The sequence below is a fragment of the Mycolicibacterium doricum genome, assembly GCF_010728155.1.
Taxonomy (GTDB): Bacteria; Actinomycetota; Actinomycetes; order Mycobacteriales; family Mycobacteriaceae; genus Mycobacterium; species Mycobacterium doricum.
This window is the reverse complement of record NZ_AP022605.1, coordinates 1074426-1089832: the sequence shown is the minus strand read 5'-3', so window position 1 is coordinate 1089832 and position 15407 is coordinate 1074426. Positions and strand designations below refer to the sequence as shown.

At 67.0% G+C, this 15407-nt stretch carries 15 protein-coding genes and 1 pseudogene; 12 read left to right on the top strand and 4 right to left on the bottom strand.

The genetic code is table 11. The annotated features are described in order from the left end of the window. Nucleotides 1–20: 20 nt before the first annotated feature. Both G6N07_RS05380 and prfB read right to left on the bottom strand, forming a co-directional pair. Nucleotides 21–980 (bottom strand): mechanosensitive ion channel family protein, encoded by a 960-nt coding sequence (locus G6N07_RS05380; protein ID WP_085191999.1) that lies wholly within the window; start codon nucleotides 978–980, stop codon nucleotides 21–23. Then, nucleotides 970–2076: a peptide chain release factor 2 gene (gene prfB / locus G6N07_RS05375; RefSeq protein WP_085192035.1), complete on the bottom strand. Its 1107-nt coding sequence runs from the start codon at nucleotides 2074–2076 to the stop codon at nucleotides 970–972. Before prfB ends, G6N07_RS05380 begins: the two co-directional genes overlap by 11 nt. A 180-nt stretch (nucleotides 2077–2256) precedes the next feature. Here prfB and G6N07_RS05370 point away from each other — a divergent pair, with 180 nt between their 5' ends. After that, a complete protein-coding gene (locus G6N07_RS05370) occupies nucleotides 2257–3633 on the top strand; it encodes an FAD-dependent oxidoreductase (RefSeq protein ID WP_085192000.1) in 1377 nt (458 codons plus the stop codon). Nucleotides 3634–3640: 7 nt separating this feature from the next. Here the strand turns inward: G6N07_RS05370 and G6N07_RS05365 are convergent, their stop codons facing one another. Next, nucleotides 3641–3985: a hypothetical protein gene (locus G6N07_RS05365; RefSeq protein ID WP_085192001.1), complete on the bottom strand. Its 345-nt coding sequence runs from the start codon at nucleotides 3983–3985 to the stop codon at nucleotides 3641–3643. 24 nt (nucleotides 3986–4009) lie between these two features. On the opposite strand from G6N07_RS05365, the gene hisN reads away from it, so the two are divergent. The 4 genes and pseudogenes from hisN to G6N07_RS20160 all read left to right on the top strand — a co-directional run. After that, nucleotides 4010–4807 (top strand): histidinol-phosphatase, encoded by a 798-nt coding sequence (gene hisN / locus G6N07_RS05360; protein ID WP_085192036.1) that lies wholly within the window; start codon nucleotides 4010–4012, stop codon nucleotides 4805–4807. A 92-nt stretch (nucleotides 4808–4899) separates the two neighbouring features. After that, complete coding sequence (locus G6N07_RS05355) at nucleotides 4900–6303, top strand: acyl-CoA dehydrogenase family protein (RefSeq protein WP_085192002.1); 1404 nt, start codon at nucleotides 4900–4902, stop codon at nucleotides 6301–6303. Between the two features lie 27 nt (nucleotides 6304–6330). Then, nucleotides 6331–7545, top strand: coding sequence for an acyl-CoA dehydrogenase family protein (locus G6N07_RS05350; protein WP_085192003.1), 1215 nt, complete (start codon nucleotides 6331–6333; stop codon nucleotides 7543–7545). Nucleotides 7546–7616: 71 nt separating this feature from the next. Further along, nucleotides 7617–7933 (top strand): annotated as a pseudogene (locus G6N07_RS20160) (oxidoreductase); the annotation flags it as partial. Nucleotides 7934–8058: 125 nt separating this feature from the next. Here G6N07_RS20160 and G6N07_RS05340 read toward each other — a convergent pair. Next, entirely contained in the window at nucleotides 8059–9033 is a 975-nt protein-coding gene (locus tag G6N07_RS05340; protein ID WP_099050260.1) for an esterase family protein, read from the bottom strand. 574 nt (nucleotides 9034–9607) lie between these two features. On the opposite strand from G6N07_RS05340, the gene G6N07_RS05335 reads away from it, so the two are divergent. From G6N07_RS05335 to nuoD, 7 genes are all read left to right on the top strand, one after another. Beyond that, entirely contained in the window at nucleotides 9608–10810 is a 1203-nt protein-coding gene (locus G6N07_RS05335; RefSeq protein ID WP_085192005.1) for a CaiB/BaiF CoA transferase family protein, read from the top strand. After that, a complete protein-coding gene (locus tag G6N07_RS05330) occupies nucleotides 10807–11712 on the top strand; it encodes a hydroxymethylglutaryl-CoA lyase (RefSeq protein WP_085192006.1) in 906 nt (301 codons plus the stop codon). The genes G6N07_RS05335 and G6N07_RS05330 overlap by 4 nt, the downstream gene beginning before the upstream one ends. Nucleotides 11713–11876: 164 nt before the next feature. Further along, on the top strand, nucleotides 11877–12278 hold the full coding sequence (locus G6N07_RS05325) for an Rv3143 family two-component system response regulator (protein WP_085192007.1): 402 nt from the start codon (nucleotides 11877–11879) through the stop codon (nucleotides 12276–12278). Nucleotides 12279–12447: 169 nt separating this feature from the next. Next, the gene (locus G6N07_RS05320) at nucleotides 12448–12822 is read left to right on the top strand and encodes an NADH-quinone oxidoreductase subunit A (RefSeq protein WP_059089607.1); all 375 of its coding nucleotides are present in this window, start codon (nucleotides 12448–12450) and stop codon (nucleotides 12820–12822) included. Continuing rightward, nucleotides 12813–13367 carry a NuoB/complex I 20 kDa subunit family protein gene (locus tag G6N07_RS05315; protein WP_085192008.1) on the top strand — a complete coding sequence of 185 codons (555 nt, stop codon included), beginning with the start codon at nucleotides 12813–12815 and terminating at the stop codon, nucleotides 13365–13367. Before G6N07_RS05320 ends, G6N07_RS05315 begins: the two co-directional genes overlap by 10 nt. Continuing rightward, nucleotides 13364–14059 (top strand): NADH-quinone oxidoreductase subunit C, encoded by a 696-nt coding sequence (locus G6N07_RS05310; protein ID WP_085192009.1) that lies wholly within the window; start codon nucleotides 13364–13366, stop codon nucleotides 14057–14059. The genes G6N07_RS05315 and G6N07_RS05310 overlap by 4 nt, the downstream gene beginning before the upstream one ends. Further along, nucleotides 14059–15399 (top strand): NADH dehydrogenase (quinone) subunit D, encoded by a 1341-nt coding sequence (gene nuoD, locus G6N07_RS05305; RefSeq protein ID WP_085192010.1) that lies wholly within the window; start codon nucleotides 14059–14061, stop codon nucleotides 15397–15399. The genes G6N07_RS05310 and nuoD overlap by 1 nt, the downstream gene beginning before the upstream one ends. Nucleotides 15400–15407: the final 8 nt, after the last annotated feature.

Here is a 15407-nt window from a genome sequence, read left to right as displayed (position 1 = left end):
GTGCAGGAGTCGCCGGAGGTTCACTGCCTCGACTCCGAGCGGCTCTGCGGTGGAGCTTCACCGTGACCGGCGATCGTGTCCACCTTGGGGGTGTGGTCCTTGGTGGCGATGCCGGCCCTGTTCAGTACGGCGATGATCCGGATCCGCAGACGCCGGCCGACTTCGAACTGCTTGCCGGGCAGGGTCCGCGCCACCATCCGCAGGTTGACCGTGTCGACCCCGATGCTCTCCACGCCCATCAACTGCGGAGTGTCGAGCAGCAGCGCCCGCAGCTTGGGATCGTCCATCGAATCCTCGCCGACCTTGTGGAGCAATTCGTTGACGGCGTTGAGGTCCACTGTCGTGGGCACCGGGATGTCGACGACCGCCCGCGCCCAGTCCTTGGACATGTTCAACGACCGGACGATGTTGCCGTTGGGGACCGTGAAGACCTCGCCTTCGCTGGTCCGCAGTTTCGTCACCCGCAGTGTGACCTCTTCGACGGTGCCCTCGGCGGCGTCGTTCGCGCCGATCATGTTCAGCTGCACCAGATCACCGAAGCCGTACTGGCGTTCGGTGATGATGAAGAACCCGGCCAGCAGATCCTGCACGAGCTTCTGGGCGCCGAAACCCAGCGCGGCGCCGAGGACGGCGGCGGGCGCGACCAACGAACCCACGGGGATGTTGAGCACCGCGGTGATCTGCATGCCGACGACGACGAACAGCACCGCGATCGACACCCAGGAGATCACCGACGCCACCGCCTGGCGGTGCTTGGCGCTCTCCGAACGCACCAGCTGATCGCTCTCCTGGTACTCCGCGTCGATCCGTCGCGTCACCCGACGGGCAACCCAGTTGATGAAGCGGGCGGCGAGCAGCGCGCCGATCACCAGGAGTGCGATCTGCAGGCCCCGGGTCATCACCCAGATGCCGATGTCACCGTGCCAGAAATTGTGCCAACCCTCGGCGAATCCGATTGCCAGCGGCGCACTACTGGTCATCGCGCCGGTTTCGCCAGCGGATCCCCGCTTCGAGGAATCCGTCGATGTCACCGTCGAGCACGGCGCCGGGATTGCCGACCTCGTACTCGGTGCGGAGGTCCTTGACCATCTGATAGGGATGCAGCACGTAGGAGCGCATCTGATTGCCCCAGGAACTCCCGCCGTCGCCCTTGAGCGCGTCGAGCTCGGCGCGCTCCTCCTGCCGCTTGCGTTCCAGCAGCTTCGCCTGGAGCACCCGCATCGCGGCGACTTTGTTCTGCAGCTGAGACTTCTCGTTCTGACACGTGACGACGATGCCCGTCGGGATGTGGGTGAGGCGGACTGCCGAGTCGGTGGTGTTCACCGACTGACCGCCCGGCCCGCTGGAGCGGTACACGTCGACCCGGAGGTCCGTTTCGGGGATCTCGATGTGGTCGGTGGTCTCGGTGACCGGCAGCACTTCGACGTCGGCGAACGACGTCTGGCGGCGGCCCTGGTTGTCGAACGGGCTGATGCGGACCAGCCGGTGTGTGCCCTGTTCCACCGAAAGGGTGCCGTACGCGTACGGCGCGTGCACCGCGAAGGTGGCGCTCTTGATGCCGGCCTCTTCGGCGTAGGAGGTGTCGAACACCTCGACCGGGTAATTGTGCTGTTCGGCCCACCGGATGTACATCCGCATCAGCATCTCGGCCCAGTCGGCGGCGTCCACGCCACCGGCGCCGGACCGAATGGTGACGACGGCTTCGCGTTGGTCGTATTCGCCGGACAGCAGGGTGCGGACTTCCATCGCCTCGATGTCCACCCGCAGCTTGGCGAACTCCGCGTCGGCCTCGGCGACCTCCTCGGCACCACCTGCTTCTGCAGCAAGCTCGTAAAGCACCGGAAGGTCCTCGACCCGCTGCCGGAGTTCCTCGACGCGGCGCAGTTCACCCTGCGCATGGGACAGCTCGCTGGTGACCTTTTGGGCGCGGCTCTGGTCATCCCAGAGGTTCGGATCGGAGGCCTCTTGTTCCAGCTTCTCGATACGGGACCGCAAATCCTCGACGTCGAGCACTCGCTCCACCGTCGTGAGGGTGGCGTCGAGGGCGGCGATGTCGGCTTGGCGGTCAGGATCCACGAAGATTGAGGGTACCGGCCGCGCCATGACGGGTCGCCGGCCTACCCGCGGCGCGGACGAGTTCGTCTCGACTTGCCGTCGACGCGCAGCCGTCACGTTTAGAGTCGGACGGGTAACCAGCTCGACCGCGTCGGGACAGCCCCTTGCGCGTGGCCGGGCAGCGACAGAAGGCACCCTCACATGCCCCAGAAGCGCCCATATCACGTGGCGATCGTCGGTTCCGGCCCGTCCGGCTACTTCGCCGCTTCCTCGTTGCTCAAATTCGCCGACAGCGACGACGCGGACCGCGATGTGCGCGTCGACATGCTCGAGATGCTGCCCACTCCGTGGGGTCTCGTGCGCTCCGGTGTGGCGCCGGACCACCCGAAGATCAAGTCCATCAGTGCACAGTTCGACAAGACGTCAGGTGACCCGCGTTTCCGCTTCTTCGGCAACATCGCCGTCGGCGAGCACGTCCACCCCCACGAGTTGGCCGAGCGCTACGACGCGGTGGTGTACGCGGTGGGTGCGCAGTCCGATCGCTCGCTGAACATCCCGGGCGAGGATCTGCCGGGCAGCGTCGCGGCCGTCGACTTCGTCGGCTGGTACAACGCCCATCCCCACTTCGAGCAGATGGGGCCGGACCTGTCGACGGGCCGGGCGATCGTGGTGGGCAACGGCAACGTGGCCCTCGACGTCGCACGCATCCTCGTCACCGATCCCGATGCCCTGGCGCGTACCGACATCGCCGACCACGCGCTCGAGTCGCTGCACCGGCGCGCGGTCGAAGAGGTGATGGTGATCGGCAGGCGAGGTCCACTACAGGCCACGTTCACCACCCTGGAACTGCGTGAACTGGGCGACCTCGAGGGTCTCGCCGACGTCGACGTCATCGTCGACCCCGCCGATCTCGCCGACATCACCGATGAGGACCTGGAGGCGGCCGGGAAGACCGTCAAGCAGAACATCAAGGTCCTGCGCGGGTACGCCGAACGGCCGCCGCGCGGAGCGGGCCGCCGGATCGTGTTCCGGTTCCGCACGTCACCAATCGAGATCAAAGGCCGGGAGCACGTCGAGTCGATTGTGCTGGGCCGCAACGAGCTCGTCACCGACAACGGCAGGGTGGTCGCGAAGGACACCGGCGAACGGGAGGAACTGCCCGCGCAATTGGTGGTCCGGGCGGTGGGCTATCGCGGGGTGCCGACGCCGGGTCTGCCGTTCGACGAGCGCAGCGGGACGATCCCGCACACCGACGGCCGCATCGAGGGCCGGCGCAACGAGTATGTGGTCGGCTGGATCAAGCGCGGACCGTCCGGCGTGATCGGCAGCAACAAGAAGGATTCGCAGGCGACCGTCGACACGGTCGTCGCGGACCTGCGTGGCGCCACCTTGGCCGACCTCGGTGACGACCACTCCGACCGGCTGGTCGAATGGCTGTTGTCCCGCCAGCCGAAGTTGGTCACCGACGACCACTGGAAGCTGATCGACGATCACGAACGATCAGCCGGACAGACAGCGGGCCGGCCGCGGGTGAAGCTCACGAGCGTGGCGGAACTGCTGCGCATCGGGCACGGCTGAGTCGAGGTCAGCCGAGCGGAACCTCGGGCGGTTCGGGTGGGGCGAAGTTCCAGTTGTCCGGGTTCTTGGGCGAGTACACGACGGGGAACAACGCGCCCATCGAGGGCCAGTTGTTCACGTCGACGGCCATACGTTGGTAGACGACGTGCTCGTTGACCGTAGGGCCGTTGATCACCCCCGAGATCGTGACGAACTGCTCCCCCGTCACGTCATCGGGCCTCGGGCTGACGCCGGTGACCAGCAGGGTGCCCTGTGCCAGCTCCCCTCGCGGACCTCGGCCCCGCCTCATCCACGGGACGACGAAGAGCGCGAGCACACCGATCAACAACAGGAGCACAGCGAATTCCCACACACGGCCATGGTAGGACTTGCAGGCATGAGCACCGGTTCTCCCGGCGTTGCCGACGACCTGGCGTTGGCGTTGCGGCTCGCCGACCACGCCGACGCCGTCACCGTCGACCGGTTCCGCGCAATGGATCTGCGCGTCGAGACCAAACCCGATTTGACGCCGGTGACCGACGCCGACCGCTCCGTGGAAAGCGATATGCGCCGGGAACTCTCCGGGGAACGCGGCGACGATCCGATCCTCGGCGAAGAGTTCGGGGGCACAGCGGTTTTCAGTGGCCGCCAGTGGGTGATCGACCCGATCGACGGGACGAAGAATTTCGTCCGCGGCGTCCCCATCTGGGCCACCCTGATATCGCTGCTGGACAACGGGGTGCCCGTGGTCGGCGTGGTCAGCGCACCCGCCCTGCACCGACGCTGGTGGGCGGCCGACGGATTGGGCGCTTTCGTTGCGGTTGCCGGAGAGTCGCCACGCAGGCTCGCGGTATCCAAGGTCGCCGAATTGGACTCGGCCAGCCTGTCGTTCTCCAGCCTGTCCGGATGGGCGGAGCGAGGTCTGCGGGATCGCTTCATCGACCTCACCGACGCCGTGTGGCGCGTGCGGGGCTTCGGCGACTTCCTGTCGTACTGCCTGTTGGCCGAGGGTGCGGTCGACATCGCGGCCGAACCTGAGGTGTCACTGTGGGATCTGGCCGCAATCGACATCCTCGTGCGAGAAGCCGGTGGCACGTTCACCAACCTCGGCGGCACAGCCGGTCCGCACGGCGGCAGCGGGGTCGCATCCAACGGACTGCTCCACGGGGCGGTGTTGGCCCACCTCTCGGGTTAGAACGAGTGTGAACTAGATAACACCGCGCGCTAACCTTACTCCTGAGTCAGATATGGTCGTGGCAATCGCCCCGACAAAGTGAGGCAGCCGGAATGACCAACACCCTGCCGTCCAAGAACGGCACCTCAGCCCGCGCCAAGCGCACCGACCGCGAAAGCGCCGTGGGTCTGCAGCGACACAGGCGGACACCGACCGACATCGGATTGGCGCTGATCACCCCGCTGGTGGGCCAGGAGTTCCTCGACCGGTACAACCTGCGTGACCCCTTCAACAGGGGCCTGAAATACGGCGTCAAGCAGGTGTTCTCCGCCGCGGGCGCATCGACCCGGCAGTTCAAGCGGATTCAAGGCCTCGGCAAGCAGCCCACTCGCCTGACCAGCGCCCCGAAGGGATCGGACCACTTCGACCTCACTCCCGACGACGACCAGAAGATGATCGTCGAGACCGTCGAAGAGTTCGCCGAGGAGGTCTTGCGCCCGGCCGCTCACCACGCCGACGCCGCGGCCAGCTATCCCCCGGACCTGATCGCGAAGGCCGCCGCACTGGGCATAACCGCGGTCAACATTCCCGAGGATTTCGACGGCATCGCCGAACACCGTTCGACGATCACCAATGCGTTGGTGGCCGAGGCGCTCGCCTACGGCGACATGGGACTGGCGTTGCCGATCCTGGCGCCCGGCGGAGTGGCGGCGGCGCTCACCCACTGGGGCAGCGCGGACCAGCAGGCCACTTACCTGCCGGCTTTCGCCGGCGAGAACGCGCCACAGGCATGTCTGGCGATCGCCGAACCGCGCCCCCTGTTCGATCCGACCGCGTTGAAGACCACGGCGGTCCGCACCCCGGGCGGCTACCGGCTGACCGGGATCAAATCGCTGGTTCCCGCCGCCGCGGATGCGGAGCTCTTCGTCATCGCCGCGCAGCTGGACGGCAAGCCCGCGATGTTCGTCGTCGAATCAGCCTCCGAAGGGCTGACGGTGACACCCGACCCGTCCATGGGTGTGCGCGCGGCCGCGCTGGGCCGGGTGGAACTCGACAATGTCGCGGTGCCGCTGGGCAACCGGCTCGGCGAGGCCAGCGCCACCGATGAGGACTACCGGGAGGCGATCGCCCTGTCCCGGCTCGGTTGGGCCGCACTGGCCGTCGGCACATCACATGCCGTGCTCGACTACGTGGTGCCCTACGTCAAGGAGCGCCAAGCGTTCGGCGAGCCGATCGCCCACCGCCAGGCGGTGGCGTTCATGTGCGCCAACATCGCGATCGAACTCGACGGGCTTCGCCTGGTCACCTGGCGCGGCGCGGCGCGCGCCGAACAGGGCCTGCCCTACGCCAGGGAGGCGGCGCTCGCCAAGCGGCTCGGCACCGACAAGGGCATGCAGATCGGCCTCGACGGCGTCCAGCTGCTCGGCGGCCACGGATACACCAAAGAACACCCGGTCGAACGCTGGTACCGCGACCTGCGCGTGATCGGTGTCGCCGAGGGCGTCGTGGTTCTGTAGAAGACTTCTCGAGAACGGATTTTCGTCATGGCAATCAACCTGGAACTTCCGAAGAAGCTGCGCACGGTCATCGAGACGGCCCATCAGGGCGCCGCGGAGATGTTGCGGCCGATCTCGCGCAAGTACGACCTCCGCGAGCACGACTACCCGGTCGAACTCGACACCATGGCCAGCCTGTTCGAGGGCGTCTCCGAGGCCAACACCATGTCGCTTGCGGGCGCCGACGCCTTCCGCAGCGCCGTCCGGGGCCCGAAGGAAAACGTCAACGGCGGCAACATGTCGGCGGTTCTCAGCGCCATCGAGGTCAGCTGGGGTGACGTGGGATTGACGCTGTCGGTGCCGCGGCAGGGCCTGGGCAACGCGGCTATCTCCAGTGTCGCGACCGACGAGCAGCTCGAACGGCTCGGCAAGGGGGTGTGGGCTGCCATGGCCATCACCGAACCCGGCTTCGGTTCGGATTCCGCGGCGGTATCGACGACAGCCCGGCTCGAGGGCGACGAGTACGTGATCAACGGCGAGAAGATCTTCGTCACCGCCGGGTCGCGCGCCAGCCACATCGTCGTCTGGGCCACGCTGGACAAGTCGCTGGGGCGGGCGGCGATCAAATCCTTCATCGTGCCGCGGGACCATCCGGGCGTGACAGTGGAGCGGCTCGAGGACAAACTCGGCATCAAGGCGTCCGACACCGCGGTGATCCGCTTCGACAACGCCCGCATCCCGAAGGACCAGCTCCTCGGCAGTCCGGAGATCCAAGTCGAAAAGGGTTTCGCCGGTGTCATGGAAACCTTCGACAACACCAGGCCGGTGGTGGCGGGTATGGCCGTCGGCATCGGGCGCGCCGCACTCGAGGAACTGCGCAAGATCCTCACCGACGCCGGCGTCGAGATCTCCTACGACAAACCCGCCCACGCCCAGAGCGCAGCCGCAGCGGAATTCCTTCGGTTGGAAGCCGATTGGGAGGCCGGATACCTGTTGACCGTGCGGTCGGCCTGGCAGGCCGACAACGCAATCCCGAACTCCAAGGAAGCGTCGATGTCCAAGGCGAAAGCGGCCCGGGTGGGCAGCGACATCACCTTGAAGGCGGTCGAACTGGCCGGCACCGTCGGGTACTCCGAGCAGTCCCTGCTGGAAAAGTGGGCGCGCGACAGCAAGATACTCGACATCTTCGAGGGCACCCAGCAGATCCAGCAGCTCGTGGTGGCCCGCCGACTGCTCGGCCTGACCTCGGCACAACTGAAGTAACAACTGAAGTAAGTAGGCGCTCCCATTTCGAGCAGCTGTCGAGCCGGTACGAACGCGGCGAGCCGGAGCCCTTGGTAGCCAAGGACCGAAGTCCACAACGGGTCGACGAAGACGCCGGCGTCTTCAAGGACGCTCTGGCCTTGACACCCAAGGGCGGTGTGGTGCGCGACTACCCGATCCTACCGGGCATCGAACTGACCGTGAGGTGGTGGCCTCCCAAAGCGACGAGAGTTCGGTGTCGGCGACCTGGTGCTGGCCCACGGCGATGACATCGGCACCCCAAAGCACGGCGGTTACGCGGAGTCCGCCCGGCTTCACCGAGCGCGGCATCCGCCCCGACGATGGTTCGATCGTCGTGACCGGCGCCAGCAGAGGCGTCGGATCGATCTGCGCCGCTGGGTGAGGCCCGCTGGGCGGGCGCCGTGGACTGCGTCGGCGTGCGCGCCGGCCGGTATTCCGGCAGGCCAGTGGTTCGGGTGGCCGGCGGCTTCCAGGCCGCCGGCCGTCGGCGGCTCAGCCCAGCAGCACGCGCTGCAGGTCGGGCTTCATCTGCTGCAGCTGCTGGCCCCAGTACTGCCAGGTGTGCGTGCCGCCGGCCGGGAAGTTGAACACCCCGTTCTGTCCGCCGGCCGCGATGTAGCGCTCCTGGAAGGTGATGTTGGTGCGCAGCGTCAGGCTCTCCAGGAACTCCTGAGGCAGACCGGCGCCGCCGAGTTCGCCCGGCTTGCCGCTGCCGCAGTACACCCAGATCCGGGTGCCGTTGGCCACGAGCTTGTCGATGTTCACCATCGGGTCGTTGCGCAGCCACGCCTCGCTGCCGCCCGGGCCCCACATCGGCTCGCTCTTGTAACCGCCGGCGTCACCCATAGCCAGGCCGACCAGGAACGGCCACCAGCCCTCGGACAGATTCAGGAAGCCCGACAGCGACGCCGCGTAGATGAACTGCTGCGGGTGGTAGATCGAGAGCACCAGCGATGCGGACCCGGCCATCGACAGGCCGACCGCGGCGCTGCCCGTCGGCTTGACGTCGCGGTTGGCCGCCAGCCAGTTCGGCAGCTCCGAGGTCAGGAACGTCTCCCACTTGTAGGTCTGGCAGCCCGCGTTGCCGCAGGCGGGGGCGTACCAGTCGGTGTAGAAGCTGGACTGTCCGCCGACCGGCATCACCACCGACAGACCGGAGTCCAGGTACCACTCGAAGGCCTGGGTCTCGATGTCCCAGCCGCTGAAGTCGTCGCGGGCACGCAACCCGTCGAGCATGTAGACCGCAGGAGATCCGGGGCCACCGCTTTGGAACTGGACCTTGATGTCACGTCCCATCGCCGGTGACGGGACCATCAGGTACTCAACCGGCAATCCCGGCCGCGAGAACGCTCCCGCGAGTGCCGTGTTTCCGGTGAGGCCGATCATGCCGGGAAGCAGTGCCGCCACGGCGGTGGCCACCGCGATGCGGCGTGCCCAATGGCCTCGAATCTTGTCAACGATCGTCATAAAGCAATCCATCCATCTTCCGGTTAACGCGTATCACGCTCGTCCCAGCGGACACAGTCCCCAAAGGCCCCGCAGCGCATTTCTGCACTGTGTTGTCCGCGCCCGCTCAACTGACCGGTGCGGCAGAGAGCGGACCGAGAGATTCAGTTGTTGCGCACTGAGTAAAACATGGGCCCTTAACTGAGAAAACCCCATAAAGGCGCAGGCAGGGCCCTAGCCGCGGGGAAACCTCCGGCGAAGCACCGTTCTGCGACTTTCGAACGAAACCATGTCACCTGCGGAAACGGCTGTTGTCGAGGGCTATGCCGAGGTCTCGTTCGTCCGGGCACCGGCCGGCTTTGTGTCCACAACTGGATACACCACGGTTACCTGATCGTTGCCGCGGAGGACCTGCCCTGCTGCCGATCTCCAAGGTCGCCGTCGAGGACGCGTCGGGCACGGCATGCGGCCCACCGGCAGGAAATCGGCGGCGCCAACCACCACCACGCCGGACCCCAGCCACGTGAGACGCTGTGGAGGCGGTCGGCATCTGTACGGAGCGGCTGCACCGCCACGGGTTCTCAATGGAGGGCGAATGACAGCAGGCGCACTGGACGGTATCCGGGTCATCGAGATCGGGACGCTAATCTCCGGACCGTTCGCCGGTCGGTTGCTCGGCGACATGGGCGCCGAGGTGCTCAAGATCGAACCGCCCGGCGCCCCGGACCCATTGCGCACCTGGGGCCAGGCCGAACTCGACGGCCACCACTTCTTCTGGACCGTTCACGCCCGTAACAAGAAGGCGATCACGCTCGATCTGCGCACTCCACGCGGTCGTGCGATCTTCCTGGAGCTCGTCGAGCAGACCGACGTCATCGTCGAGAACTTCCGGCCCGGCACCCTCGAACGCTGGGAGCTGGGCTACGACAGCCTCAAGGCCCGGAACAAGGGAATCATCCTGGTGCGGGTGTCCGGCTACGGCCAGACCGGGCCGGACGCGCGCCGCGCCGGCTACGCGTCGGTCGCCGAGGCCGCCAGCGGCCTGCGCCACCTCAACGGTTTCCCGGGCGGCCCGCCGCCCCGGCTGGCCCTGTCGCTGGGCGACAGCCTGGCCGGGATGTTCGCCGCCCAAGGCGCGTTGGCGGCGTTGTACCGGCGCACCGTCACCGGCGAGGGTCAGGTGGTCGACACCGCCCTCACCGAGTCGTGCCTGGCGGTGCAGGAGTCAACGATCCCCGACTACGACGTCGGCGGCGTGGTGCGCGGCCCGTCGGGAACCCGGCTCGACGGCATCGCCCCGTCGAACATCTACCGCACCGCCGACGGCAGCTGGGTCGTGATCGCGGCCAACCAGGACACCGTGTTCCGCCGGTTGTGCGCCGCGATGGGGCAACCGGAACTGGCCGTCGACGACCGGTTCGTCGATCACCCTGCGCGGGGCCGCAATCAGGACGAACTCGACAAGATCATCGGCGACTGGGCGGCAGAACGTCAGCCCGTCGACATCATCGATACACTCTCGGCGGCCGGTGTCATCGCCGGGCCGATCAACACCGTCGCCGACGTGGTCGAGGATCCGCAACTTCGGGTGCGCGGTATGATCGCCGAGCACTGGGACGAACGCGTCGGACGCGCCGTCCTGGGACCGGGCATCGTTCCGGTGTTGTCGGAATCGCCGGGCACCATCCGCAACGCGGGTCCGGCGCGTCCGGGTCAGCACAACGACGAGGTCTATGCCGGAATCCTCGGCAAGACCGCCGACGAACTGGCCGAACTGCGAGCGGAGGGCGTGCTGTGAGTGCACTGCCCGCCAAGGTGGCCATCCGCGAGGTCTCGATGCGCGACGGCTTGCAGATCGAAACGCCGATTCCGTTGTCGGCCAAGCTACAGCTGCTCGAGGCGATCGTCGCCACCGGTGTCCGCGAGGTGGAGGCCACCGCGTTCGTCTCGCCGTCGAAAGTCCCCGCGCTCGCCGACGCCGCCGAACTCGTCGCCGAACTCGGCCGATTCGACCAGGTCGAGTTCTCGGCTCTGGTCGCCAGCGCCAACGGCGCCAAACGGGCCATCGCCGCCGGGCTGCGGTCGATCGAGTACGTGGTGTCGGCGGCCGACGGCCACAGCCGGGCCAACGTCGGCCGGTCCAGCGCGGAGGCGACCGCCGCCATTTCGGACATCGCCGCAATCGCCCACGACAGCGGCGCGACCGTCGAAGTGATCGTCGCGACGGCGTGGGACTGCCCGTTCGACGGCCCGACACCACGGCAGCGGGTCCTCGACGTCGTCGAGGCGGCAACCGGATTCGGCGCCGACCGGTTGACGATCGCCGACACCATCGGCACGGCCACCCCCAGGCGCGTCAGCGATCTCGTCGCGCTGGTGCGCTCCCGCATCGGCGACCTGGCCCTCGGCGCCCACTTCCACAACACTCGCGGCGCCGGGCTGGCCAGCGCCTACGCCGCCGTGCGGAGTGGCGTCACACGGCTCGACGCGTCGGTGGGGGGTCTGGGCGGTTGTCCGTTCGCGCCGGGTGCGAGCGGAAACATCGCCACCGAGGATCTCGTCTACCTGTTGCGCGACAGTGGTGTCGACACCGACGTCGACCTGCGGGCCGCCATCGCCGCCGCCGAGGTCGCCCGCACGGTCGTCGGCCATGACCTACCCAGTGCGCTGCTGCGCGCCGGCGACCGGATCACCGGCTGAGCGCGGCCATGGCCCCGGAGCCGTCCGCGCTGAGCAGCAAGGGCAGCCAGACCCGGTACCCGATCGAGCAGGCGACCAAAAGTCGTTCGTCGCGCCGTCGTGGTACAGCAGAGGAAATTCCTCGAGTCGGTCGCGATGGGCGACGCAGCCGTTAACATCGGCCCATGGCAGCACCGCCTCCTACGCTGCAGATCCTCGTCTACAGCGACAATCCGCAGACCCGGGAGGCGGTGCGAATGGCGCTCGGCAGGCGGGTCCACCCCGAGTTACCCGAGCTCGACTACCTTGACGTCGCAACTGCCCCGATGGTGATCAATCAGCTCGACGCAGGTGGTTTCGACCTGGCCATCCTGGACGGCGAAGCCTCCCCCGCCGGCGGTATGGGCCTGGCGAAGCAGATCAAGGACGAGATCCCCGGCGCTCCGCCGATCTTGGTGCTGACCGGCCGGCCCGACGACGCCTGGCTGGCGACCTGGTCGCGTGCGGAAGCGGCGGTCCCGCACCCGATCGACCCGATCCGCCTCGGTGACGCGGTGGTGTCGCTGCTGCGGCTTTCCGCGCAGTAGCGAATCCCTCAAACCTGCTGGCCCGCTGCGGGATACGTCCAAGTCCGGGCATGCCGACGCGCCACGCCGCACTGGTGAATGATACTAACGAAAGATGTGGCGCAGATCTTAAACATGGCTAAGCTGTGGGTCAGCTCACATTTGACAGTCGAGGGAGCGTTTCGCCGGTATGGACCTGTACACGCCGATCTTGGTACTCGGCGCCATCGCAGCGGTGTTCGCGGTGGTGTCGGTGGTGATCGCCGGCGTGATCGGTCCGACCCGCTACAACCGGGCGAAACTCGAGGCCTATGAATGCGGCATCGAACCCCTGTCACCCACAGGGGCCAACGCCCAGGCGACCGGTCAGCGGTTCCCGATCAAGTACTACCTGACCGCGATGCTGTTCATCGTCTTCGACATCGAGATCGTGTTCCTCTACCCGTGGGCAGTGGCGTTCGACAGCCTTGGCCTCTTTGCTCTGGTGGAGATGCTGCTCTTCATGCTCACCGTGTTCGTGGCCTACGCCTACGTATGGCGGCGGGGAGGACTCAATTGGGACTAGAGGAACGCCTGCCGGGCGGCATCCTGCTGTCGACGGTCGAGAAGGTCGCAGGTTACGTTCGCAGCGGCTCGCTGTGGCCGGCGACGTTCGGCCTCGCCTGCTGCGCGATCGAGATGATGTCCACCGCGGGACCACGGTTCGACATCTCCCGCTTCGGCATGGAGCGCTTCTCTGCGACGCCGCGACAGGCCGACTTGATGATCGTCGCCGGCCGCGTCAGCCAGAAGATGGCACCGGTGCTGCGGCAGATCTACGACCAGATGGCCGAACCGAAATGGGTGCTGGCGATGGGCGTGTGTGCGTCCTCGGGCGGCATGTTCAATAACTACGCGATCGTGCAGGGCGTCGATCACGTCGTCCCGGTGGACATCTATCTGCCCGGCTGCCCACCCCGTCCCGAGATGTTACTCCACGCAATCATCAAGCTGCACGAGAAGATTCAGGAGATGCCGCTGGGCGTCAACCGCGACGAGGCCATCCGGGAGGCCGAACGGGCGGCGCTGGCGGTGCCGTCCACGATCGAGCTGAAGGGTCTGCTGCGGTGACGGACGCAGACCAGGCCACCGCTGACGGCACCGGAGACCCGGAGGTCATCGGCGTGCGCCGAGGGATGTTCGGCGTCAGAGACTCTGGTGACACGTCGGGTTACGGCAGGCTGATCCGGCCGGTCACGCTGCCCGGCGGTTCGCCGCCGCCGTACGGCGGATACTTCGACGAGGTGGTCGACGCCCTGACTACCGCACTGGGCCAGGACGAATACGACGCATCGGTCGAGCGCGTCGTGGCGTACCGCGACGAACTGACCCTCGAGATCACCCGGGCCCGATTACCCCGCGTCGCAAAGGCGCTGCGCGACGACGCCGCCCTGCGGTTCGAACTGTGCCTCGGCGTCAGCGGCGTCCACTATCCCGACGACGCCGGGCGCGAACTGCATGCGGTCTACCCCCTGATGTCGATCACCCACAACCGCCGGATCCGGTTGGAAGTGGTCGCCCCCGACGGTGATCCACACATCCCGTCGCTGTTCTCGGTGTATCCCACCACCGACTGGCACGAACGCGAGACCTATGACTTCTTCGGCATTGTCTTCGACGGCCACCCGTCGCTGACCCGGATCGAGATGCCCGACGACTGGGTCGGACATCCACAGCGCAAGGACTACCCGCTGGGCGGCATCCCGGTCGAGTACCACGGCGCCCGGATACCACCGCCCGACGAGCGGAGGGCCTACAACTGATGAGCACCCCCACTGACCCGCCCGTCGCGGGCGGTGACGCACGCGATGGTACCGACACCGTGATCGTCGTCGGCGGTGAGGACTGGGAGCAGGTCGTGGCCGCCGCCGAACAGGCGCAGGCCGGTGAACGCATCGTGGTCAACATGGGCCCGCAGCACCCGTCCACCCATGGGGTGCTGCGCTTGATCCTCGAGATCGAGGGCGAGACGATCACCGAAGCCCGTTGCGGGATCGGCTATCTGCACACCGGCATCGAGAAGAACCTGGAGTACCGGAACTGGACCCAGGGCGTCACCTTCGTCACCCGGATGGATTACCTGTCGCCGTTGTTCAACGAGACGGCCTACTGCCTTGGTGTGGAGAAGCTACTCGGAGTCGCCGACGCGATTCCAGACCGTGCCAACGTCATCCGGGTGATGATGATGGAACTCAACCGCATCTCGTCGCATCTGGTCGCGCTGGCCACCGGCGGTATGGAGCTCGGGGCGATGAGCGCGATGTTCTACGGCTTCCGAGAACGCGAAGAGATCCTGTCGGTGTTGGAGATGATCACCGGGCTGCGGATGAACCACGCGTACGTCCGGCCGGGTGGGCTGGCCGCCGACTTGCCTGACGGTGCCGTCGAACGCATCCGCGAACTGCTCGCGCTGTTGCCGGTGCGGCTGCGCGACCTGGAGAACCTGCTCAACGAGAACTACATCTGGAAGGCGCGCACGCAGGGCATCGGCTACCTCGACCTGGCCGGCTGCATGGCACTCGGCGTCACCGGCCCGGTGCTGCGTTCGACCGGGCTGCCGCACGATCTGCGCCGGGCCCAGCCGTACTGCGGCTACCAGGACTACGAATTCGACGTGATCACCGACGACGGCTGCGACGCCTACGGCCGCTATTTGATCCGGGTCAAGGAGATGCGCGAATCGCTCAAGATCGTCGAACAGTGTGTGGACCGGCTGAAACCCGGACCGGTGATGATCGAGGACCGGAAGCTGGCCTGGCCGGCCGACCTCGAACTGGGGCCCGACGGTCTGGGCAACTCTCCCGCCCACATCGCCCGCATCATGGGGCACTCGATGGAGGGCCTGATCCACCATTTCAAGCTGGTGACCGAGGGCATCCGGGTGCCGGCCGGGCAGGTGTACACGGCCGTCGAGTCACCGCGCGGCGAACTGGGAGTGCACATGGTCTCCGACGGCGGTACGCGGCCCTATCGCGTCCACTACCGCGATCCGTCGTTCACGAATCTGCAAGCTGTAGCGGCGATGTGCGAGGGCGGAATGGTCGCCGACGCCATCTCCGCCGTCGCGTCGATCGATCCGGTCATGGGCGGGGTGGACCGCTGATGAGCGCT